Raw genomic sequence first — 20,238 nt, 5'->3', positions numbered from 1 at the left:
CTAGCGCTTATCCAACAAGCGCTAGCAGCTATCAAACCAATAGCATCTAGATCGGCAATCCATGAACACAAAGCAGCGACTCAAGCAACTCGTCGAGGCCCGCAGCGGCCTGATCGTCCCGGGCGCGTTCAACGCGCTCTCTGCCAAGGTGATCGCCGACCTAGGCTTCCAGGCCATCTACGTCACCGGCGCGGGCGTCACCAATATGTGGTTCGGCATGCCGGACCAAGGCTTTATGGGCCTGCATGAAATTGCCGACCACACGGCACGCATCCGCGACGCGGTCGATGTGCCGCTCATCGTCGATGCCGACACGGGCTTTGGCAACGCGCTCAACGTGGTTCACACCGTGCGCACGCTGGAGCGCGCCGGCGCCGACTGCATCCAGCTCGAAGACCAGGTGGCGCCCAAGCGCTGCGGGCATTTCAGCGGCAAAGAGGTGATTTCCACCGAGGAAGCGGTGAGCAAGATCAAGGCCGCCGTCGATGCACGGCGCGACCCCGATTTCCTCATCATGGCGCGCACCGACGCCGCTGCTACGCACGGCTTCGAGGCCGCCGTGGAGCGTGCGCAGAAGTTCGCCGAGGCGGGCGCGGACATCCTGTTCGTGGAGGCCGTCACCAAGGCCGAGGAAGTGCGCGCGCTGCCGCAGCGCCTGGCCAAGCCCCAGCTCATGAACATGGTGATCGGCGGCAAGACCCCCATCTTCAATGCCGACCAGTTGGGCGAGCTGGGCTTTGGCATCGTGCTGTACGCCAATGCCGCGCTGCAAGGCGCCGTGATGGGCATGCAAAAAACCCTGACCACGCTGCGCGATGCCAAGGAAGTGCGCGAGGACAGCGGCCTGGTGACGCCCTTCGCAGAACGGCAGCGGCTGGTGAACAAGCCCGCATGGGACGCGCTGGAGCAGCGCTACACCTGAGCGTTCCGCGCAAACTGGATGAAGGCCTGCAGATAGTCCGTGTCCCTGTCCTGCTCACGCGTTCCCAGGTGAATCTGCTTGGCGATGCCGTGTCGGCCCAGCTGGACGGGCACCACATCCATCTTCTCGGCATACTCCAGTGCAAGCCAGCGCGGCAACGCTGCCACTCCGCGGCCACTGGCCACCATCTGCAGCATGATGTCCGTGGTTTCGATGGTCTTGTGGCGGCGTGGTGCAATGCCCGCCGGGGCAAGGAACTGCGTGTACACGTCCAGCCGCTCGGGGCTGACCGGGTAGGTAATGAGCGTTTCGCTCACAAGCTGGGCAGGCTTCACATGGGCCTGTTGCGCAAAGGCATGGTTTCCAGCAACCACCAGCACCTGCTCGTAGTCGAACACCGGCTCGAAATGCAGGCCGGGCTTGTGTAACGGGTCGGGGGTCACCAGCAGATCGATCTCGTAACCGAACAGCGCACCGATGCCCCCGAACTGGAATTTCTGCTTCACGTCCACGTCCACATCTGGCCAAGTGGCCAGGTAGGGCGAGACGATCTTGAGCAGCCATTGGTAACAGGGGTGGCATTCCATGCCAATGCGCAGGGTACCGCGCTCGCCCTGGGCGAACTGCCGAAGTGTGCTCTCTGCCTGATCCAGCTGCGGGAGCACACGGTTGGCGACCGCCAGCAGGTACTGCCCCGCCTGTGTGAGCCGCAGGCTTCGACCCTCGCGCAGCCAGACATCGGTGCCCAGTTGCTGCTCCAGCTTTTTCATGCTGTGGCTCAGGGCTGACTGCGTGAGGTTCAACACCCCGGCAGCCGCGGTCAGCGACCCCTGATTCTCTACCTGCTGGACGATGCTGAGATGGATGCGTTCTAGCATTCTTATGAAATCAGTTCATTGAACCATGAGATAAGACCATTTTACTTCATGGATTGATCGCCCTAGCATCCGCTCCTTGATTCGCTTGTCTCTGTCGCCATCCATGAAACAAACAACGCAATGCCCACTGCGTGTCGTCGCAGTCTCCGGCGGGCTGCAGCGCCCGTCCAAATCGGCAGCGCTGGCCGAACATCTCCTAGCACTGATTTCGGCTGAAGTCCCATGCCGCCCACATCTGACGGAAGTCGGAGAGCTGGCATCGCAGCTTTCGGGCGCGGTCCGAAGGTCCGAATTACCACCGGCGGTGGAGCGAGAACTGATGGCGGTCGAACAGGCCGACGTGCTGGTGGTGGCCACGCCGGTGTATCGCGGCTCCTACACAGGTCTGTTCAAGCACTTCTTCGACCTCATCCACCAGGACGCATTGATCGACACGCCCGTGTTGCTGGCGGCAACCGGCGGCAGCGAACGGCATGCGCTGGTAATCGATCACCAGTTGAGACCCCTGTTCAGCTTTTTCCAGGCGCGCACCTTACCGCTGGGTGTCTACGCGACCGACAAGGATTTTGTGGACCAGCGATTGCGGGATGAGGCGCTGCTGGACCGAGCCCGGCTGGCAGTGCGGCGGGCACTGCCGCTGATCACAGAGGCACGTCACGCCAGTCCGGTTCTGGCCGACGAACTGCTGCTCGCCTGACACAAGCCCCACTCCACTTGAACATTTGAATCGCCCCATCGCCATGCACGAAGAATTTGCCTTTCACATCAACAGCACCCGCTTTGATGAAAACTACCAACCCTCAAGCAGCACGCGCCTGACCACGAACTTTGCCAACCTCGCCAGGGGTACCAGCCGGCAACAGAACCTGCGCGACACGCTCAGGATGATTGACAACCGGTGCAACGAACTGGCGCATTGGGACAATCCGGCAGGAGACCGCTACACCGTCGAGTTGGAGATCATCTCCGTCGAAATGTGCTTGGACGCGCAGGCAAGTGCCAGCGGCTTCCCCTTGATCGAGATGCTCAAACCCTGCATTTGGGACGGGAAAGAGAACAAGCGAATCGATGGCATTGCGGGGAACAACTTCTCCTCGTACGTGCGCGATTACGACTTCAGCGTGTTGCTCCCGGAGTACAACGCGGATCGCGCGGAGTTCGGGCTGCCGGTCAACTTTGGCGATCTGCATGGCAAGCTTTTCAAACAGTTTGCCAACTCCAGCGAGTACAAGGCCCGCTTTGGCAAGCCGCCTGTAATCTGCATCAGCGTGTCCACCAGCAAGACCTACCTGCGGACCGACAACCAGCACCCCGTACTGGGTGTCGAATACGAACAAAGCGAACTGTCTTCCACAGACCACTATTTCGCAAAGATGGGGATGCAGGTTCGCTTCTTCATGCCCCCCAATGGCATTGCACCACTGGCTTTCTATTTCCAGGGCGACCTCTTGGCCGACTACACCAACCTGGAGCTCATCGCCAGCATCAGCACCATGGAAACCTTTCAAAAGATTTATCGCCCCGAGATTTACAACGCCAACTGCGCAGCGGGGAAGCTCTACCAACCGAGCTTGAAGAACCAGGACTATTCATCGACGCAAATCGTCTACGACCGGGAGGAGCGCAGCCAGTTGGCTGTGCAGCAAGGCAAGTACACCGAAGAGCACTTCATCAAACCCTACAAAAACGTGCTCGAACAATGGACCCGCCATTGCGCGCTATGACCCGTACCCTCTTTCTTGAAAGGACCCCCTGATGTTTGAATCCTCCATCGCCGGCAGCCTGCCCAAACCCGCCTGGCTTGCTGAAACCCACAAGCTTTGGCCCCAGTGGAAGGCAGAGGGCGACGCGCTTCGCCAGGCCAAGGCTGACGCGACCCTGCTCTGGATCAAGGCGCAGGAGGACGCCGGCCTGGACATCGTGTGCGACGGCGAGCAGTCCCGGCAGCACTTTGTGCATGGGTTCCTGGAACAAGTCGAGGGCATCGACTTCGAGAACAAGGTGAAGATGGGCATTCGCGACAACCGGTATGACGCGATGGTCCCGCAGGTCGTGTCGAGCCTGCGCCTGAAAGGCCGGGTACATGCCTTTGAAGCCCAGCTAGCGCGTGCGCACACGAAGAAGAAGCTGAAGTTCACGCTACCCGGCCCGATGACCATCGTCGACACCGTTGCAGACCGTTTCTACGGCGACAAGGTCCAGATGGCCTTCGCGTTTGCTGAGCTGCTGAATCAGGAGGCGCTGGCACTTCAAGCCGACGGCGTGGACATCATCCAGTTTGACGAACCCGCCTTCAATGTCTACATGAATGACGCCGCAGACTGGGGGGTGAAGGCGCTCGAGCGCGCGGCGCAGAGGCTGACGTGTACGACGGCCGTGCACATCTGCTACGGCTATGGCATCAAGGCCAATACCGACTGGAAGAGCACCCTGGGCGATGAGTGGCGCCAATATGAGTCTGTGTTACCCGCACTTGCCCGCAGTAGCATCGATCAGGTGAGCCTGGAGTGCATCCACTCCCATGTTCCGCCAGAGCTGATGAAACTGCTGGTCGGCAAGGACGTTTTGGTCGGTGTGATCGATGTGGCCAGCGATGTGGTCGAGACACCCGAGGAGGTCGCAGACACCATCGGTCGGGCGCTAGAGTTCGTGCCAAAAGAGCGATTATTCCCGTGCACGAATTGCGGCATGGCTCCGATGGCACGGCACGTGGCTTGGCGTAAATTGGAAGCACTTGCAGCGGGCACGAGACTCGCAAAGGAGCGACTCACCACGAAGTGAGTCGACCAACCGTTTTCAGGTATCTCTGATAACTGTCAATTGTTGGATTTCTCATCGCTGCTCAGAAGCCAATGTCTGTCGTCTCCATGAGCAGTCATTGATTGAGATAGCCCCCTGAAACTCCGGACCCGTCCTATCGCTTATCTTTGAAGATAGGAGTAGGACTGTGAGTACGACTAGGCATACGGACACTGTTGAAGTCATCTTGAAAGACCAGCGCCGCAGGCGCTGGTCCCCCGCGGAGAAAGCAGCGCTGGTGCGGCGCACCTACGAACCGGGCATGAGCGTGTCGCTGGTGGCACGCCAGGAAGGTGTTGCAGCCAGCTTGCTGTTCCAGTGGAGAAAGCTCGATCGCCAAGGCGCCCTGACGGCCGTCAGTGCCGGCGAGGCCGTGGTGCCGGCATCGGAGCTGGCCGCAGCCCGGGCCGAGATCGCCAAGCTGCAGCGGGTGCTGGGCAAGAAGACCCTGGAGAACGAGATCCTCAAGGAAGCCGTGGAGTACGCCGCTGAAAAAAAGTGGATTGCGCGCTCGCCCTTGTTGCCCGGGGACGACCAATGAAGACGGTCTGCCGGGTGCTGGGCGTGGCGCGCTCGCATGTGTACGAGCTGCATGACCGCAGCGAGGACTGGCGCGATGGCCGCAAGGGGCGCGCGCCAGCGGGTGATGCACAGTTGCTGGCCGAGATCAGGCAGCAGATCAGCGATCTGCCGAGCTACGGCTATCGACGTGCCTGCGCCCTGGTCAACCGCCAGCGCAGTACACAGGGCAGCACACGGGTCAATCCCAAGCGCGCCTACCGCGTGATGGAGCAGGCCGGACTGCTCTTGCCCAAGGCACCTCGACGGCGCCAGTCCAGCAGAACGCACGAGGGCAAGGTAGCGGTTGGACACAGCGATCTGCGCTGGTGTTCCGATGGGCTGGAGATCAAGTGCGACTCGGGGCAGACGGTGACGACCACGTTCGCCAAGGATTGCTGTGACCGCGAAGTGATCGCCTGGCGTGCCTGGGAGGGCAAGGGGCTGCCGGGGGAACCGGTGCGCGAGATGCTGATCGAGGCAGTAGAGAAGCGCTTTGGATCGGTGGAGGCGGTGCCCGTGGATCACCGACTGGAATTCCTCAGCGACAACGGCAGTGCGTACATCGCCGCAGACACACGTGCGGTGGCGCGTTCACTGGGACTCAAGCCGATCAACACCCCGGTGTGCAGCCCGCAGAGCAACGGCATGGCCGAGAGCTTCGTCAACACGTTCAAGCGCGACTACGTGGCCCGCATGGACCTGAGCGACGCGGCCACGGTGCTGGCGCAGTTGCCGGACGCCTTCGAACACTTCAACGAGGTACATCCGCATTCGTCGTTGAAAATGCGTTCACCCCGAGAGTTCCGGCGGCATCAGGCCGCCCAGGCACGCCGCTCACCCGTCAAGGACGCGGCGTTACGTTGCGAATAGGACGGGTCCGGGAATACGGGGGCAAGATCAAGTTAAACGACCGCTATCAGCCTCAAACTGCCGCTCGGGTTCTCACATCAGTTGGTCGCTCTTGGCCGAGTGCAGTCTCCCATCTCATAGGTCAAGACCAACTAACGTAAAAATTATTGCCACCAACCAGAGCGAACATGACTAAATGCCTGTGCCTTTGGGTTGAAGAATCGAGACCACCTTCCCCGTGGCCATGCCCTTGAGCAAGGCCACTTCATGGACAAGCACTTGATTGATCGACGCAAGCTTTGACAAGTCCGCACGCGTCTCAGCGAGTTCCTGCCTTAGAGCGCGGTTTACCTCGCGCTCATGAACCAGTGCGTCATGCTTGGCGTCGCGCTGGGCGCGCGTCGCCTTGCCCACCAGGCCTCGAATTTTCTCGGCGAGGTCAGGGTATGTGTTGTGAATCAGTCCAGGGGTGACTTCAGCCAACTTGGCAACCGCAGAGATGGACAGCTTGCCTTGGTCAGCCTGCAATTGCACAATGGCCCGTTGAATTTCATCAACAGTTTTCTTTCGACTACGAGCCTTGGGATCATTCATTTGAAGCTCCGCTCAAATTTGACGCACACGACGCTTGTGGGAGCACCCCGAGATCCACCATAACCTGGCGCGCCCATTGAACGTCACGCTCAGCGCGTTGCTTGACCGCTGGTCCCGCATCGTCAATGGCCAGCAATTCGTTTTGTTGGTCATAGATACCTCTCCAGACGTCCGCAAACGACTGATCAATCACACCGTTCTTACATCCCACACATCGGGTTGTTTCATACAATCCCGCGCCTCCACATCCTTTTTCCTGGGCCAAGCACCACCCGTGGCCGGTAGCACGGATGTGAACTTGAGGCGCCGTCTCCGCCAACAATGCCGTGCGACTTTTCAAGGCAATCGCGCGCACCTTTTTGATTTCGTGCCCGGCTCCGCCGCTCAAAGGCTGATCCCCAAGCCAAGACTCAATCAAGTCCACCTTGAAGTTGGTCATCTCCTCCAGAACTTCATCGAACAGCGATGCATCCTGCATTGGGTTGGACGCATACAACTGGGTCATGCTCATGCTGGAATGTTTGAACTGCCATTTGAGGAATACAAGCGAGGAGCGCCCCATGCGCGACTCCACAATATTGCGCGCGTAAGTTTTACGGCATTGGTGCGGTGCCAACTGCCAGTCCGTTCCGGCAGCCATGGCCAATCGTCGGAATGAGACCTTTGATCCACCATTGGATAGCGCATCAACGTGGTATCCAGCCGATTCACTCTGACCAGACATGCTGGTGCATAGAAAAAGCTTTCTGACGTCTCGCTTTGCCTTTGCCAATCGCAGCATCCGATTCGTCAAATCCTGAGGTGTTGGATTGCACTCCAGTTCCGCAACTTCAAGAGCCATCTTTTCTTGAAGCGGCTTTGCATAGCGGTTCATCAGATCCAAGACTTTGACTGTGAGTTCGGGGATCAAGAATTCGACCTTGCCTTTTCCTGTCTTATGCTCGGTGGTAGCGACCCAGTGGAATTGAACGCCGTCTCGCACTTCGCTTCGCCATGACCCAGACTCGACCCCAATCGCCTCCTCATTGCGCATGCCACTGGTTATCGACAGGACGTAAAGTGCAGCATCCCGAATGCGGATCAACGCAGGATTTCTAAACTGAGGTTGCCCCTGAATTTCGGAGTGCTTAGCCCGGGTTTCATGCGGCGTTCTTGCGCTGAGCCGCCAGCCAGCGTTGCTCGTATTGCATGGGGCTGAGATAGCCCAGCGCCGAATGCAGACGAGAGTGATTGTAGAAGGCCATCCAGTTCAGAATGGCTGTCCTGGCCTGCTCTCGGGTGGCAAACCTTTGCCCCAGCACGCAAGCCACCTTCAGATGGCCCCAGAAGCTCTCCGTGGGCGCGTTGTCCCAGCAGTTGCCCTTGCGGCTCATGGATGAACTGATACCCCAGGCCTTCATCGTGGTCTGGAACTCATGGCTGCAGTACTGGCTGCCGCGGTCGCTGTGGAAGATCAGCCCCTTGGCTGGCCTGCGGCGCCAGCAGGCCATCAGCAGCGCGTCTTTGACCAGGCTGGTCTGCATGTGCGGCTGCATGCTCCAGCCCACCACCTGGCGGCTGTGCAGGTCAAGCACCGCAGCCAGGTACAGCCACCCCTCATCGGTGGGGATGTAAGTGATGTCGCCGCTCCACAGCAGATTGGGCGCCTCGGGGTTGAAGCGCCGCTGCACGAGATCCGGCGCCACCGGCAGGTGGTGCTTGCTGTCGGTGGTAACGACGAACTTCTTCTTGGTGCGCGCCTTGATCCCGTGGCGCTGCATCAGCACGCGCACACGCTCTTTGCCCACGCGGATGCCCCTGGCCAACAGCTCCTTGTGCATGCGGGGCCAACCGTACTCGCCTTTGATCTCCGCGTGAATGGCACGTATGTGCGCCAGCAAGGCTTCGTCGCTCTGAAACCGGCTGGGGCAATGATCAGGTTCACCCTGACCTCGCTTCCAGTTGAAGTACCCGCTGGTGCTGATCTCCAGCACCTCGCACATCAGGCTCACAGGCCATGCCTTGCCGCTCATTTGCCGGACCCAAGCGTACTTTGCAGCACATCCTGCGCAAAGTACGCTGCGGCTTTTTTTGCGATGTCGCGCTCCATCTTCAGGCGAGCCACCTCGGCCCTCAAACGCGCAAGCTCCATCTGTTCGGCTGTGACCACCGGGGCCTTCTGGCTCGGCACAACACCGCCCAATTGCCCCTTGGCATCCAGGCGAACCCAGTTGGACACATTTGATGACGGGATGCCCAGCACCTTGGCCACCACCGCCCCAGACTGCCCGGCCTTGACCTGCCTGACAGCCTCCAGTTTGTACTCCAGGGTGTACTTGCCACGTACCTGCTTGTCGACCATTTCTTCGCTCCTTTCCAGCATTGTGGTCATGAGCTAAGAACTCCACTTTTCGGGGGCAACCTCAGGCCAAGTAAATCTGTGGTGTTACGCTGACTTCCAGAGATTCCATTTGCGCATCAATATGCGTACTCATGATGTAGAAATGGACGGAGGGGCAATGTCACTTTGGACGCTTAGCAGCTCTTCATGGCAACGCAGCAGCTTCTCCCCAAGCTCCCGCTGAACTTCCCCGTCTGACAACCCCGTCGTCCCCTCGCAGGCGATGAGGTTCTCCCGGCAAGCCTCAGGCCAGCCCTCCAGGTCATCATCCAGCGCAAGCCACTGCCGAGGCTTTCTGCGCATGGCATCTTCGAGCACCTGCTCGCCCCGTGGCATGCCCCGGAACATCGCCAGATTCCAGGGGTCTGCGCCGTGCACCCGCTTGTGATACGTCCCGCGAATGAAGCGTGAGCGCAAGGAAAGAGGGAGTCGTTTGAGGGTTGAGCTGTAACCCGGCCGGATGCACCAGGTGCTGCTGAGCACCAGCGCTACGCTGGGGTAAGGATCCAAGGCAGCTTCCAGGATTGGCACCCACTCGAACAAGCTGCGCCCTGGAGCTTCGTACGGGCTCATATAGATCCCTTTGTGGGGATGCCACAGCACCTGCTCGTGGTGCACCACTCCGTCAAGATCCAGGTACAGCACCACGTCCGCGCTGCGCGGAGTGGACATGGGCAAGAAGGGAGAGGAACCGGTACGCACAGCGTTCACCGCCCCTGAGGAGCTTCCATGCTCTGCAAGTAAGCCAGAACAGTGTTCAATCCACCTTCGCTTTGCATGAGCAATGCAGGCGTTCCCACAAAGCCTGTGTTGTGTGAGCAAACCCACTGCTTGCAGGCTTGTTCATCCCCGCCCACATTGGCAGTCAACGCCTGGTAGATATTGATCAGGGTGAGAGCACGCTGCCCGCTGGGGGTGTCGCCTTGAAGCTCTGCCAACCCCTGCTCCATCGCTGGGACCGTGCTTTGGTCCAGGCCCAAGGTTTGGGCCAGTCCTGTATGGGAGAGCCGGAGAAGTGCTCCGGTGCGCAGTGCACTGTGGGCCAAGACTTGGTTACCGGTCATGCGCATCGACTCTCATCTTTTCCCCCATGCGGGCCAGTGTATCAAGGGGTTTCTACATCCAGGTGGTGTTCAAATCACCGGCCTTTTTGATGCACCAGATTCTGTGACTATTTCTGTCCGTCGCCCCGCCCTTGTTCTTGCGTTGGCGCTCTTTGTTTCCCTGCCCGCCCTGGCCCGTGGTTACTTCAATGACCCGGCGCCGCTGATCGTTCCCCACCCTACGAGCTTTGCCGAGTGCCGGCAGTTTTTTGCGGAGGGAAGACCTCCTGTGGTGGCACCTCGCCCTGCTCTGCGTGAGCTTTGCTATGAAGCGTTTGCCGTGCTGCACAGTGGGGAGACCAAGACGCCGGTCTATGTGGCGCAGCGGCTCAACCGCAAGAGCATTGAAGATGCGGATGAACGACGAGCGGACAAGTTCTTCGCAGATGCACGCCTTCCAGCAGCGGAGCGTGCAGAGTTGGAGGATTACAAGCGTTCGGGGTATTCACGCGGACACATGGCCCCTGCAGGAGACATGCCCACCCCCACTGCCATGGCGCAGAGTTTTTCTTTGGCGAACATGGTTCCCCAGAACGCGCAGCAAAACGGAGGTTCCTGGGCCAAGATTGAGCAGGACACGCGCAAGTACGTGCTGCGTTCCAAGGGGGATGTGTATGTGATCACCGGGCCGGTGTTTGAGTCCAACGCACCAACGATTGGGGAAGGCCGGGTGTGGGTACCGCGTTATCTCTTCAAGCTGGTGTACGACGCAACCACGGGCCGCAGCTGGGCGCATTGGCAAGAGAACCGGGAGGGGGAGCGGGTCTCGGCTCCCATCAGCTACCGGGAGTTGGTGCGACGCACGGGAGTGGAGTTTTTGCCGGGGCTGGGCAGGTAGCAGTACCGAGCCTCTGCCACGGGCGTTGTCAGGGGCGGCGGCGGTCAGTTTTTTTCATCCGCTGCAAATCTCTTTCGAGTTTTTGGTGCCAACGACTGGCCATTGGACCAATGAACGCCACAAAGAGGACAAGTCCGGCCGAAATCAGCGAGAGCGTGAGGTAGGTGTGGCCGTTCATGATTCATTCCTGCGTCGCACCAGTCTAGCTGTTTGGGCGGTGAAGGTCACGCCATCCTACGCTAGTGCATGTGGATTACCCCGGGGTCGCTGATCGCACTATGTGCCTTGGGGAATATGAAGGAGGAGACAATCCTCCTGCCAGCCTTTTAGAGGCCATCCCCTGGGGAGTCTGCATGCCCATCCTGTTCCTGGACTTTGACGGAGTTTTGCATCCAGAGCACTGCCATGAGTCCAAGCATTTCTGTTGTCTGCCCGTGCTGGAAGACGCACTGCGACAGGCACCGGAGTGGCAGGTGGTGATTAGCAGCACCTGGCGGCTGCAAAAGTCGCTAGCAGGCCGTTGAAAAATCCTTCGCCGCCGCCCGTGTGGGCCGCTACGATCTGAAGCCATCCAAGAACGACCCAGACAAGAAAGATGAGAGGCAACCAAGACTTCCAGGGGGCGATGTTCAGCTACATCAGCCTTGAAGAGCGCGTGCCAGCGGCACACCCGCTGCGCAAGTTGCGCGCCGTGGTCGATGCGCTGCTGGCGACGATGCACAGCGAGTTCGAAGCGGTGTATGCCCGCCGCGGGCGCCCCTCGGTGCCGCCCGAGATGCTGCTCAAGGCCTTGCTGCTGCAGATCCTGTTCTCCATCCGCAGCGAGCGCCAACTGGTCGAGGCGGTCAACTACAACCTGCTGTACCGCTGGTTCGTGGGCCTGAACATCGAAGACAAGGTCTGGGACCACTCCACCTTCAGCGCCAACCGCGAACGCTTGTTCAACGAAGACCTCGCCCGTGCCTTCTTCGAGCGCGTCAAGCTCAGCGCCCAGTGGGGGCGGCTTGCCAGCGACGAGCACTTCAGCGTGGACGGCACGCTCATTGAAGCCTGGGCCTCGCACAAGAGCTTCAAGCGCAAAGACGATGACAGCGACACGCCGCCCGGACGCAATCCCGAGGTGGACTTCAAAGGACAGGAGCGCTGCAACGACACCCACCAAAGGACCACGGACGCTGATGCACGGTTGTTCAAGAAGAGCGCGGGTGACAAGTCCCGCCTGTGCCACATGGGGCACATCCTCATGGAAAACCGCAACGGGCTGATCGTGGATGTTGAGATCACCCACGCCAGTGGCACCGCCGAGCGCGAAGCGGCGCTGGCCATGCTGGGGCGCCGGGGCAACAGGAACAAGCGGGCCACGGTCGGGGCCGACAAGGGCTACGACAGCAAGGCCTTCATCAAGGGCTGCCGCCGGCTTTTGGTCACGCCACACGTGGCGGCCAAGGACAAGCACTCGGCGGTCGACGCCAGAGTCACGCGGCACGAGAGCTACAAGACCAGCCTGAAGGTGCGCAAGCGCATCGAGGAGGCCTTTGGCTGGATCAAGACCGTGGGTGGTCTGGCCAAGACCAAGCTGATCGGTCAGGCCAAGCTCGCGGGCCAGGCGCTGCTGTGCTTTGCCACCTACAACCTGGTGCGCATGGGCAGTCTGGGTGGCTGGTGGGACGCGCATCATGCGTGAGCCATGGGATACGTGCGCCCGAAACGGGCAAAACGGCCTGCAAACAGGCCGAAATGGCCCTCGAATTTGATTCGTGGGCGCGTCTGGGCGACTTGCTTCTTCGAAATCCACGACCTTGATGCGTTCGAAGAGCACTTTTTCAACGGCCTGCTAGACCAACTGCGCAGCCGGTTTTCTGCAGACATCGCTGAGCGAGTGGTGGGTGAAACGCCCCGATTCAACACCTTGGTCGATCTGCCTTCCAGCCTTGTCGCCTACGAGCGGGAGGCCGAGTGCCAGGCATGGCTGAGAAGTAACGACGTGCCGTACCTGCCGTGGCTGGCATTGGATGACCGTTCTTGGCTGTTTCGGCCGTTTTGCAAATCGCTGTTCTTGTCGGATCGGAAGACGGGGCTGACCGCTGCAGCAGGTGAGCAGCTCAAGGTGAGAATGCACCAACTGCGCTGAAGCGCGGAGCGGCTCCTCACTTTAGGGGGCGTTCCGCGGTAGCGCTATAAACACTGCCTTCTCCTCTATCTACTGAAAACACATGAACCGCGCAGAACTCGTTGAAATCCTGGCATCCAAGAACGACCTGACCAAAGCCGCAGCTGCAGCGGTGCTGGAGTCTTTCATTGAAACGGTCCAAACCGCCGTCAAGAAGGGAGATGCCGTCCAACTCGTGGGCTTTGGTACCTTCAAGTCTGCCAAGCGTGCAGCTCGCACTGGCAAGAATCCGTCAACTGGAGCAGCCCTGAAGATTCCGGCATCCACCGTGCCCAAGTTTGTGCCCGGTGCCAAATTCAAGGCGGTGGTGGATCCCAAGGCAGCCAAACGCAAGGCGGAGAAAGCTGGCAAATAAGCTACGGGTTTCAAGCCCCTCGACATTGTTCGCAGCCGCCTGTGGCTATTGGCCTTAGGCGGCTTTGTTTTGCGCGCTTGGTGGGTAAAGCTCAAATTTCTGAGGCGCCCCGGTCCCGCAAAAACCAGCGCTGGATCTGGACGCAAGAGGAGCTAGCCATTACCCGAGTGCCATGAAATTCATCACTTGACTTCCTGACTGTTCAGCATCCGTGACTCTCCCAATCGACAGGCGCCGATTTCGGGGGGGGCAGTTTATGCAACCGGCTTATGGTGAAGTCGGCTCTGCAGCGATTGCTGCCGTTCACCTGATACATCCCAAAGACAGTACTCAGCCAAGGGCGGACGCCTGCGAAAGACCACAGCAAGGAAGTCTGCCAAAACGTCTCACACTCGAGGAGTGTCACCGCCGGAATCCTCGAACAACTCGGGTGTTCAAGACGACTTGCGTACGTATGATTCCCACTAGCCGTTGGCTGTCCGGGCCTGGCTGTACCCGTTTTGACAAACCCAGGGAGGAAGATGCACAACGTGCAGTTCGAGATTTCCAAACCCACCGACGATGGGGCCTTCGAAGACATGTGTGCCCGTATCTACGGGACTGTCTTCAATGACCCATTGCCGCAGACGAATGGGCGCCGGGGTCAAAAACAAGGCGGCATCGATGTGTTCGTCGATGCACCAGAAGGTCGGTTAGGAGTTCAATGCAAGAGGTACGCAGACGGAGCCCTAAAGCTCAAGCACATAGAGCATGAGGTCTCAGAAGCCGACAAGGCGAACGCCCCAATCGTCCGCCTCATCGTCGCTACCACTGCCACGAGTGATGCGGTGCTCCTGCGGGAAGTGCAGGACCTGTCCGATACCAGGGCGGCCAAGGGGCAGTATCCGGTCAAGGTTGAGTTCTGGCAGGACCTCTGCCGGCACATTCGCGGCAGTTCGAAGCTCCAGAACGACTACGCTCCAAATGCACCTGGCGCCATCTTTCACCGCTTGGATGAACAGAGCTCAGGGATTGAGGCGAACCTGCTCAGCATCAACTCCAAGCTGGAAGTTCTGACGGGCCTGCCCAGCGGCCGTGCCGACTCGGTCAACAAGTTCCTTACTTCGCAACTTGACGCCGTCAATGACGTGCTTCGAGCAGCAAGGTTCAAGGATGCCTTTGAAGACTTGCAGCGTATCGGCGCCGACATGTCACTTTTCGATGCTCACCAGCAGGCACGCTGGTACGTGCAGAGGGGTATCTGCACGTGGCATCTGGAGAGCGGTGCTGCTGCCGCCCCCGACTTCCTTCGTGCCTCCGAGCTGTATCCCGACGACGAGAAAATCGCAGCGGCGAAGGTCAGGGGCCTCCTCTTCACTAACAAGGTCGACGAGGCACTGGCCGCAGGGGATGAGGCACTCGCAAGGTATCCCGTATCAGTCCACGTCTGGATTGCCCATGCCAATGCCAGGATGGTCAAGGGGCACACCCTGGCGCTCGTTGATGCACCGGCCGCGATGCGTGACGACTGCGATGTGCTGCAGCTCCTTGCGTGGGCGCGGAAGAAGGCAGGAGACCTAGCTGGCGCCGTCGAGCTGAGCGCCAAAGCATTGGCTAAGCCGAACGCTGCGTTCTTTGTCAGGAACACGGCGCTGGTGCTGGCACTCGAGGCCGCTGCCTGCGACCCCGTAAAGGTCGCACATGGTCTGGTGGGCGAAGCGGCAATCGCCGCGCTCAGGCAGGCAGTCGAGGCGCTCACCCCGCGAAAAGACCACGTTTGGGCGGTGCAATCGCCGGGCTCAGTCGAAGACACGTTGGTGCACCTTGGCTACAGCTACCTTGTGCTGGGTGCGCCTAGTGAGGCTCTGGCCCTTGTCGAGGAGGCCCGACACGCCGGCGTGCTGACACCTCGGCTGAAACGCGTCGCACTAGAAGCCTATCGTCGACTGGACCGCTCAGACGAGTTGAGCAAATTTGGTCGTGAGTGGCTGGGAGACCTCGGGGAAGAGGCGTTGATTCTGGTCGCGGAGTATGCCTCTGATGTGGGCGATGTTCAGTTGGTCGAGGCCGTACAGGCGTTGGTGAATCAAAAGGGCTGCCAGCAGGCAGAGGTGCCGCACTTGCTGCGCGCTATGCGGTGGGTCGCTCTTTGGCGCTCGGGCACTGGCAAGCTGCAAGCGCTGACGGAGGTCAAAGCCGCGGATGTTGCGAACTCAAACAGCCTCGCCGTCATATGTGGCGGCGCCCGGATACTGCATGCGAGTAAAGATGAAGTGGCAGCCGATGCCGCGATTGAGAAGGCCTTCGCCCTGGTTTCAAAGGACACTGCTTCGGCAGAGCGACTCTTGCTCGCGGACCTGCTCTTCGCCACGGACAAGCTGGAGCTTGCCGCCAGTCAGTACGAGCTACTCGCCCCACGCGGCAAGCACTCCGAGCTCCACAACCGGTTGCTTCGCTGCTATGTGCGCACGGGTGCACTCCGCAAGGCGAAGGAACTAGTCTTGTCGTTTCCAGACACCTGGACAGGCGACGAACGAACTTTGAGTCTCGCAATTGACCTAGGACAACAGGCATCGGACTGGGAGTTTCTGGTTCCCCTTGCTGAGTTGCATTGCGAGCGGCTGCCACAGGAGGCCGGTGGCTGGCTGCTACGTCTCGCGCTCGACCTCAAGATGCGCAAGATGGCCCGATTCCACCATGCGCTTGAGTCGGTTCCGGCCAACTTATCAGGGCCACCAAGACTCCTTGCTCAGGTTGCGTCTCTTGAACTCCGCTTCGGCCGCAAAGAGACCGGCATGCTACGGCTGTATGGCATGTTTCGTCGCAACCTCGACGATGTAGATGCAGCCTCTGCCTACTTCATCGCCATCGTTGCCGGACCTGAAGAACTTCCATTCATGGAAGAGGAACTGATGGAAGTTCAGCCTGGGGCAGCCGTGATGCTCAAGAACGAATTGGGCGAGAGGGTGACACTGTCGCTGGACCCGGCGGGTTTGCCGGACCTCCCAGCCCGCGAAGGCATGGTCGCTCCGTCAGATGACATAGCCCGCAGCCTACTGGGCGTGGCCGTGGGCCAGAAAGTCTCTCTACCCGGACCCTTCGGAACCGAACTGCGCTTCGTTGTCGAAGGGGTGACAAGTACCTTCCGGCGGCTGCTTCACATCGCTCAAGCACGGGTCAACTCGCCTTTTGCTTCGGACCTGCCGGTGATGTCCGTGCCTGTCCCGAAGACAGACAAAGGCGTCGACTTCAGCCACGTTCACGCCATGCTGAAGCGGCAGTCCGAGCACTCACGACGAGCGCTTCAAGGCTACGCGGAAAGCCCCATCACGCTGGGAATTCTGGGCAAGCTGCTCGGGCGAAGCGTCGTCGACATAGTCTCTGGGTGGCCGTCTGACGCGCCTCCCTTGTTCGTGTGCGCTGGCACCAAGGAGCAAAGGGAGGCTGCTGTCGAACTGCTCCAACGGCATGACGCCGAGTATGTTGTTGACGCTGCGACAGTTGCCGAGCTGGCATCATTCGACTGTCTTGCCGCCCTGGCGGCGCTACCTCGTGTCTACATCTCTACGAAGGCCGTTGAGACTCTCGAAGCTCGACTCGAAGAGGCGAAGCTCGAACGCTCCGGCGGGCAGATGTTTGATGACAACGGCACAATGCGGTTTGTCGAGTATACGAACCAGGACAGGGAGCGGCAGACCGCATTCATTCAAAGCATGGTTGACGCGGTCCGACAGCACTGTGTGATGGCTCCTGCTTATGGCCCGGAAGAGTTTCCGGCAGACCTGGAGCGAGCGCAAGACGTTCTTGAAGACGAGGAACTTGCTGCACTGCTACTGACTGCGGAGAAGAACGCGACCCTGTTCACCGTTGACGGGCGACTCGCCCAGTTCGGCCTTGCATCGGCGAAGCTCAAGTCGGTGTGGCCGCAGGAGGTTCTCCGGTACGCCGGAGAACGAGGGAAGCTGACGCCCCAACAATGCACCTACGCTGTCGTTCGGATGTTTCTGCGGAATCGCAGCTTCGTCTCGCTAGGCCCGCACGACTTGGTATTCATGTGCTTGCAAGGAGGCTACGCGCTAACCGAGGGGCTTCAGCGGTTCAAGGACTACTTGTCCTCCAGTTCCACTGAGCTTGTGTCAGCGGTTTCTGTTGCGTTCGAGTTCCTCGAACTGCAAGCGCAGTACCCTACTCAGTTCAAGGCGTTTGCGGAGCTCATGGGTCACATCGTCGAAGCGATCCTTCGTCACCCGCACTGCAATCGTGAGGAAGTCTTGAAGGCTGCGCTTGATTTTGCAAGCGACATGGCACTCGAGAGTAACGGTACCTTCATCCCGTACTCTCTTGCCGAGGATTACAGGCAGGCGCGCATGCGTGTCTACGCCAAGGTCCTCCGGGAGGCGGTTGATGTCGCCGAACGGCTCGTCAGTTCACCACCGCGTCGACGGGCAATCAAGCTGCGTGCTTTGAAGTGTATGCAGTCTCCGTATCTCATGTTCGATGGTGAAGCAAGGGATCCTGTCGAGCCACCTATCCAGCGCGCGGACGCGGCGCGAGGAGAAGACTTCCAAGCCGGAGGTGGAACAACTACGTTAGGCAGCAGTCAGGCAGTGATGTTGCCCCTCGCCAACCAAGGGGATGACCGCGCTGAAGATTCGACAACTAAACAGGAGCAGCCGCGAAGCCAGCGGCCTGACGGTCCGCTTCCAGAATGAGTTATCTGGAAGTTGGTTGTCGTTTCAGGGATGGGAGTTGCCGCTCACGCCCACCTGGTCGAACGACTGCAACCAGCCTCAAGCTGACCACCCTGTACAAGTCCAAATGCTGATTTCCACCCTAGAACAGTGCAGGTTTGCGGAGAAATCTGTTCATTGCGCTCCAACGGCTTGATTGGGGTGGATTGGGGTCTGGTTCTGCGGATTTCCCAATCAAAATCGTTGATGCGTCGGCTGTTGAGCCCAATCCATTGGGGAATTTGCCGATTCATTGGGGGGTAGTTCGTCTGGTGCGAGAGCACTGATGTCGCTGAGAGGAGCAGCACCTCGCCCTGGACGACGTCTCCTAACGGCGATGACTGACCGCCCACTTGCCCGTGATTCGGTGATGCGGACTCACTAGAGTTGAATCTATGCCCGTAGTCGCACAGCCGTTTGCGCTGTCCATGCCATTCCCTGCAGTTGGCCCTCAGCCGCTGTTTCTCTGATTCGGCAATGCAATTGCGCTTCGGGCGCTTCCTTCTCCTAACCGTAGATTGATTAATGCCAACCGCACTTGAAGCGGGGACCGCTTACTATAGTGTCGCTTCTCGCGGCACTCGTTCATGAAGCAACTACGTTCTTTACCTCCCGAGGCTCGCCTCGCGGTTTCGGATCCGGAAATTCCGACGGTTCTGGAGTCCTCAACGCTCAAGGAACTGGCGGCTGCGGAAGTTATTGGTGCTGATGTTGATCGCCTGATGCGTTTGCGCATGGCTGTGGCCACGAGCAATCAGGAAGATCGGGCTATATACCTGTGTCCTGAGTGCTTCGTCCCTCTGTCCATTGTGTGCAGAAAAGACTGTCGCTCATTCTGGTTCAAGCACACTCTGGAAGATGGCCGGTGTAGTGCTGTGACACGTGGTGAATTGACTCGCGAAGAAATCAACGCCAGAAAATACAACGGCGCCAAAGAAAGCGTGCTTCACCGACAGATGAAGCAGTGGTTGGTCGAATCGCTGCACGCATCGGGCATGTTCACGGAGATCGCTCAAGAGAGACGCTGGAATGGTCCCGTTTCAGGTGCTTGGCGTCGCCCTGACGTGAGTGCCAAGTTGGGTAGTGTGGTCGTCGCTTTCGAGGTGCAACTGTCCACCACTTTTCTGGGCGTGATTGCAGAACGGCGCAGTTTCTATCTCCGTGAAGGCGGTCTGCTGTTCTGGGTATTCGCGAACTTCAATGAGGACGGACGCCGCCTCACGATGGACGACGTGTTTTACAACAACAATCAGAACGCCTTCATCGTCTCCAAGGCCACGTGCGAAGAATCTCGTGCCACGGGGAGGTTCGTCCTGGACTGTGCATGGGTAGAGCCAGGCTATTGGAACGCTGCCCCTCAGTTTCGTCGGGAGCGAGTGGCTTTTGACGAACTCACACTGGATTTGGAAAAGCAGCAGGCATACTTTTTCAACTACGCGGGCTCTGTGGCGCAGAGAGATGCCGACGAGACCAAGGAAAGAGCCAGTTGGCCCAGCCGATTCGAGAACTGGTGGCTTGACGTGGCAAACCGCCAGTCATCACTTGCGGACCAGGAGGACGAACTGCGCGGCTTCCCGAGCTGCGCTCCACGAGATTGGAACGATTGGGGCATGCTCTCGTTGTCCCCACTCCGCTTTTATGGCTCAGAACTGCGCCTGCCGATTGCTATGTTGGACTGCTTCTATTCGGCCAAGCACGGCAGGCCCATAGGCATCAAGCGCAAGCATTTGATTGAGATCGCTCACTATCTTGCTGAGTCCTACCCCCGGTATCTGCTGTGGTTCCGCAAGGCGCTTCAGGTCTATGAGCGCGGCGACCTGCTCGTAAAACAGGACAAGTCTGGGAGTTGGTTGAAAAGAGTGAAGGCCTACAAAAAAGATATGCGCATGAACCCAGAGAGGTATGGGTCCGACCAACGACATCAGATGCTTTTTGAGTTCTTGTTCCCCGAGTTGAAACCGTTGCCGGAGTGGCCGTCGGATGTGTTGCCGCAATGTTGAACCGGTACTCGACTTGCTGGCGATGTGCTGATCCCCGTATGACAAGCCAAGGGGCCTTTCGAAAGTAGCTGGAGGAAGTC

Annotated in this window: 19 protein-coding genes; 12 read left to right on the top strand and 7 right to left on the bottom strand. The window is 59.3% G+C overall.

Going from position 1 to position 20,238, the window contains the following annotated elements; all coding sequences use genetic code 11:
- Nucleotides 1-61 precede the first annotated feature (61 nt).
- On the top strand, nt 62-922 hold the full coding sequence (locus tag PQV96_RS19895) for an isocitrate lyase/PEP mutase family protein (RefSeq protein WP_008903187.1): 861 nt from the start codon (nt 62-64) through the stop codon (nt 920-922).
- Here the strand turns inward: PQV96_RS19895 and PQV96_RS19890 are convergent.
- On the bottom strand, nt 913-1,800 hold the full coding sequence (locus PQV96_RS19890) for a LysR family transcriptional regulator (protein WP_273623979.1): 888 nt from the start codon (nt 1,798-1,800) through the stop codon (nt 913-915). The two genes, PQV96_RS19895 and PQV96_RS19890, sit on opposite strands and share 10 nt — an antisense overlap.
- Before the next feature lie 103 nt (nt 1,801-1,903).
- Between PQV96_RS19890 and msuE the strand changes: the two genes are divergently transcribed.
- The 4 genes from msuE (at nt 1,904) to PQV96_RS19870 (ending at nt 6,030) form a co-directional block, all read left to right on the top strand.
- Nucleotides 1,904-2,497, top strand: coding sequence for an FMN reductase (gene msuE / locus PQV96_RS19885; RefSeq protein WP_034692759.1), 594 nt, complete (start codon nt 1,904-1,906; stop codon nt 2,495-2,497).
- Between the two features lie 43 nt (nt 2,498-2,540).
- Nucleotides 2,541-3,524 carry a DUF1852 domain-containing protein gene (locus PQV96_RS19880; protein ID WP_273623978.1) on the top strand — a complete coding sequence of 328 codons (984 nt, stop codon included), beginning with the start codon at nt 2,541-2,543 and terminating at the stop codon, nt 3,522-3,524.
- A 31-nt stretch (nt 3,525-3,555) separates the two neighbouring features.
- Nucleotides 3,556-4,581 (top strand): methionine synthase, encoded by a 1,026-nt coding sequence (locus PQV96_RS19875; protein WP_273623977.1) that lies wholly within the window; start codon nt 3,556-3,558, stop codon nt 4,579-4,581.
- 166 nt (nt 4,582-4,747) lie between these two features.
- Nucleotides 4,748-6,030 (top strand): IS3 family transposase gene (locus PQV96_RS19870; protein ID WP_420482167.1). Its coding sequence is split into 2 segments (ribosomal slippage): nt 4,748-5,099 and nt 5,099-6,030, totalling 1,284 coding nucleotides; the frame shifts between segments, so codons are not numbered across the junction.
- A 171-nt stretch (nt 6,031-6,201) separates the two neighbouring features.
- On the opposite strand, the gene PQV96_RS19865 is transcribed toward PQV96_RS19870, so the two are convergent.
- The 5 genes from PQV96_RS19865 to PQV96_RS19845 all read right to left on the bottom strand — a co-directional run bounded on the left by PQV96_RS19865 (nt 6,202) and on the right by PQV96_RS19845 (nt 10,047).
- A complete protein-coding gene (locus PQV96_RS19865) occupies nt 6,202-6,603 on the bottom strand; it encodes a TetR family transcriptional regulator (protein WP_066784037.1) in 402 nt (133 codons plus the stop codon).
- On the bottom strand, nt 6,596-7,687 hold the full coding sequence (locus PQV96_RS19860) for a site-specific integrase (protein ID WP_111868091.1): 1,092 nt from the start codon (nt 7,685-7,687) through the stop codon (nt 6,596-6,598). Before PQV96_RS19860 ends, PQV96_RS19865 begins: the two co-directional genes overlap by 8 nt.
- A gap of 55 nt (nt 7,688-7,742) precedes the next feature.
- Nucleotides 7,743-8,944 (bottom strand): IS3 family transposase gene (locus PQV96_RS19855; RefSeq protein ID WP_142082499.1). Its coding sequence is split into 2 segments (ribosomal slippage): nt 7,743-8,677 and nt 8,677-8,944, totalling 1,203 coding nucleotides; the frame shifts between segments, so codons are not numbered across the junction.
- A 129-nt stretch (nt 8,945-9,073) separates the two neighbouring features.
- Nucleotides 9,074-9,655 carry an HAD domain-containing protein gene (locus PQV96_RS19850; RefSeq protein ID WP_273623976.1) on the bottom strand — a complete coding sequence of 194 codons (582 nt, stop codon included), beginning with the start codon at nt 9,653-9,655 and terminating at the stop codon, nt 9,074-9,076.
- 35 nt (nt 9,656-9,690) lie between these two features.
- Entirely contained in the window at nt 9,691-10,047 is a 357-nt protein-coding gene (locus PQV96_RS19845) for an antitoxin Xre/MbcA/ParS toxin-binding domain-containing protein (protein WP_273623975.1), read from the bottom strand.
- On the opposite strand from PQV96_RS19845, the gene PQV96_RS19840 reads away from it, so the two are divergent.
- Nucleotides 10,046-10,924, top strand: a complete 879-nt coding sequence (locus PQV96_RS19840; protein WP_273623974.1) for a DNA/RNA non-specific endonuclease — start codon at nt 10,046-10,048, stop codon at nt 10,922-10,924. The two genes, PQV96_RS19845 and PQV96_RS19840, sit on opposite strands and share 2 nt — an antisense overlap.
- Nucleotides 10,925-10,952: 28 nt before the next feature.
- Here PQV96_RS19840 and PQV96_RS19835 read toward each other — a convergent pair whose 3' ends face one another.
- Complete coding sequence (locus PQV96_RS19835; protein ID WP_273623973.1) at nt 10,953-11,102, bottom strand: hypothetical protein; 150 nt, start codon at nt 11,100-11,102, stop codon at nt 10,953-10,955.
- Between the two features lie 175 nt (nt 11,103-11,277).
- On the opposite strand from PQV96_RS19835, the gene PQV96_RS19830 reads away from it, so the two are divergent.
- The 6 genes from PQV96_RS19830 (at nt 11,278) to PQV96_RS19805 (ending at nt 20,158) form a co-directional block, all read left to right on the top strand.
- Complete coding sequence (locus tag PQV96_RS19830; RefSeq protein ID WP_273623972.1) at nt 11,278-11,448, top strand: HAD domain-containing protein; 171 nt, start codon at nt 11,278-11,280, stop codon at nt 11,446-11,448.
- Nucleotides 11,449-11,519: 71 nt separating this feature from the next.
- On the top strand, nt 11,520-12,608 hold the full coding sequence (locus tag PQV96_RS19825; RefSeq protein WP_273623971.1) for an IS5 family transposase: 1,089 nt from the start codon (nt 11,520-11,522) through the stop codon (nt 12,606-12,608).
- Between the two features lie 3 nt (nt 12,609-12,611).
- Nucleotides 12,612-13,055, top strand: a complete 444-nt coding sequence (locus PQV96_RS19820; protein ID WP_273623970.1) for an HAD domain-containing protein — start codon at nt 12,612-12,614, stop codon at nt 13,053-13,055.
- An 82-nt stretch (nt 13,056-13,137) separates the two neighbouring features.
- Nucleotides 13,138-13,449, top strand: a complete 312-nt coding sequence (locus tag PQV96_RS19815; RefSeq protein WP_273623969.1) for an HU family DNA-binding protein — start codon at nt 13,138-13,140, stop codon at nt 13,447-13,449.
- 521 nt (nt 13,450-13,970) lie between these two features.
- Entirely contained in the window at nt 13,971-18,140 is a 4,170-nt protein-coding gene (locus tag PQV96_RS19810; RefSeq protein WP_273623968.1) for a PIN domain-containing protein, read from the top strand.
- A 605-nt stretch (nt 18,141-18,745) separates the two neighbouring features.
- Entirely contained in the window at nt 18,746-20,158 is a 1,413-nt protein-coding gene (locus PQV96_RS19805; RefSeq protein WP_273623967.1) for a DUF6035 family protein, read from the top strand.
- Nucleotides 20,159-20,238: the final 80 nt, after the last annotated feature.

The organism is Acidovorax temperans (assembly GCF_028596105.1).
GTDB classification, from domain to species: Bacteria; Pseudomonadota; Gammaproteobacteria; order Burkholderiales; family Burkholderiaceae_C; genus Acidovorax; species Acidovorax temperans.
This window is presented reverse-complemented; position numbering and strand designations above follow the sequence as displayed.

Bases quoted from the DNA above. Each gene is read 5' to 3' on its own strand.
- PQV96_RS19880 (WP_273623978.1), top strand. From the start codon at position 2,541: ATGCACGAAGAATTTGCCTTTCACATCAACAGCACCCGCTTTGATGAA.
- PQV96_RS19890 (WP_273623979.1), bottom strand. From the start codon at position 1,800: ATGCTAGAACGCATCCATCTCAGCATCGTCCAGCAGGTAGAGAATCAG.
- PQV96_RS19830 (WP_273623972.1), top strand. From the start codon at position 11,278: ATGCCCATCCTGTTCCTGGACTTTGACGGAGTTTTGCATCCAGAGCAC.
- PQV96_RS19845 (WP_273623975.1), bottom strand. From the start codon at position 10,047: ATGACCGGTAACCAAGTCTTGGCCCACAGTGCACTGCGCACCGGAGCA.
- PQV96_RS19825 (WP_273623971.1), top strand. From the start codon at position 11,520: ATGAGAGGCAACCAAGACTTCCAGGGGGCGATGTTCAGCTACATCAGC.
- PQV96_RS19895 (WP_008903187.1), top strand. From the start codon at position 62: ATGAACACAAAGCAGCGACTCAAGCAACTCGTCGAGGCCCGCAGCGGC.
- PQV96_RS19850 (WP_273623976.1), bottom strand. From the start codon at position 9,655: ATGTCCACTCCGCGCAGCGCGGACGTGGTGCTGTACCTGGATCTTGAC.
- PQV96_RS19865 (WP_066784037.1), bottom strand. From the start codon at position 6,603: ATGAATGATCCCAAGGCTCGTAGTCGAAAGAAAACTGTTGATGAAATT.
- PQV96_RS19815 (WP_273623969.1), top strand. From the start codon at position 13,138: ATGAACCGCGCAGAACTCGTTGAAATCCTGGCATCCAAGAACGACCTG.
- PQV96_RS19810 (WP_273623968.1), top strand. From the start codon at position 13,971: ATGCACAACGTGCAGTTCGAGATTTCCAAACCCACCGACGATGGGGCC.
- PQV96_RS19875 (WP_273623977.1), top strand. From the start codon at position 3,556: ATGTTTGAATCCTCCATCGCCGGCAGCCTGCCCAAACCCGCCTGGCTT.
- PQV96_RS19835 (WP_273623973.1), bottom strand. From the start codon at position 11,102: ATGAACGGCCACACCTACCTCACGCTCTCGCTGATTTCGGCCGGACTT.
- PQV96_RS19840 (WP_273623974.1), top strand. From the start codon at position 10,046: ATGCGCATCGACTCTCATCTTTTCCCCCATGCGGGCCAGTGTATCAAG.
- PQV96_RS19805 (WP_273623967.1), top strand. From the start codon at position 18,746: ATGAAGCAACTACGTTCTTTACCTCCCGAGGCTCGCCTCGCGGTTTCG.
- msuE (WP_034692759.1), top strand. From the start codon at position 1,904: ATGAAACAAACAACGCAATGCCCACTGCGTGTCGTCGCAGTCTCCGGC.
- PQV96_RS19820 (WP_273623970.1), top strand. From the start codon at position 12,612: ATGGGATACGTGCGCCCGAAACGGGCAAAACGGCCTGCAAACAGGCCG.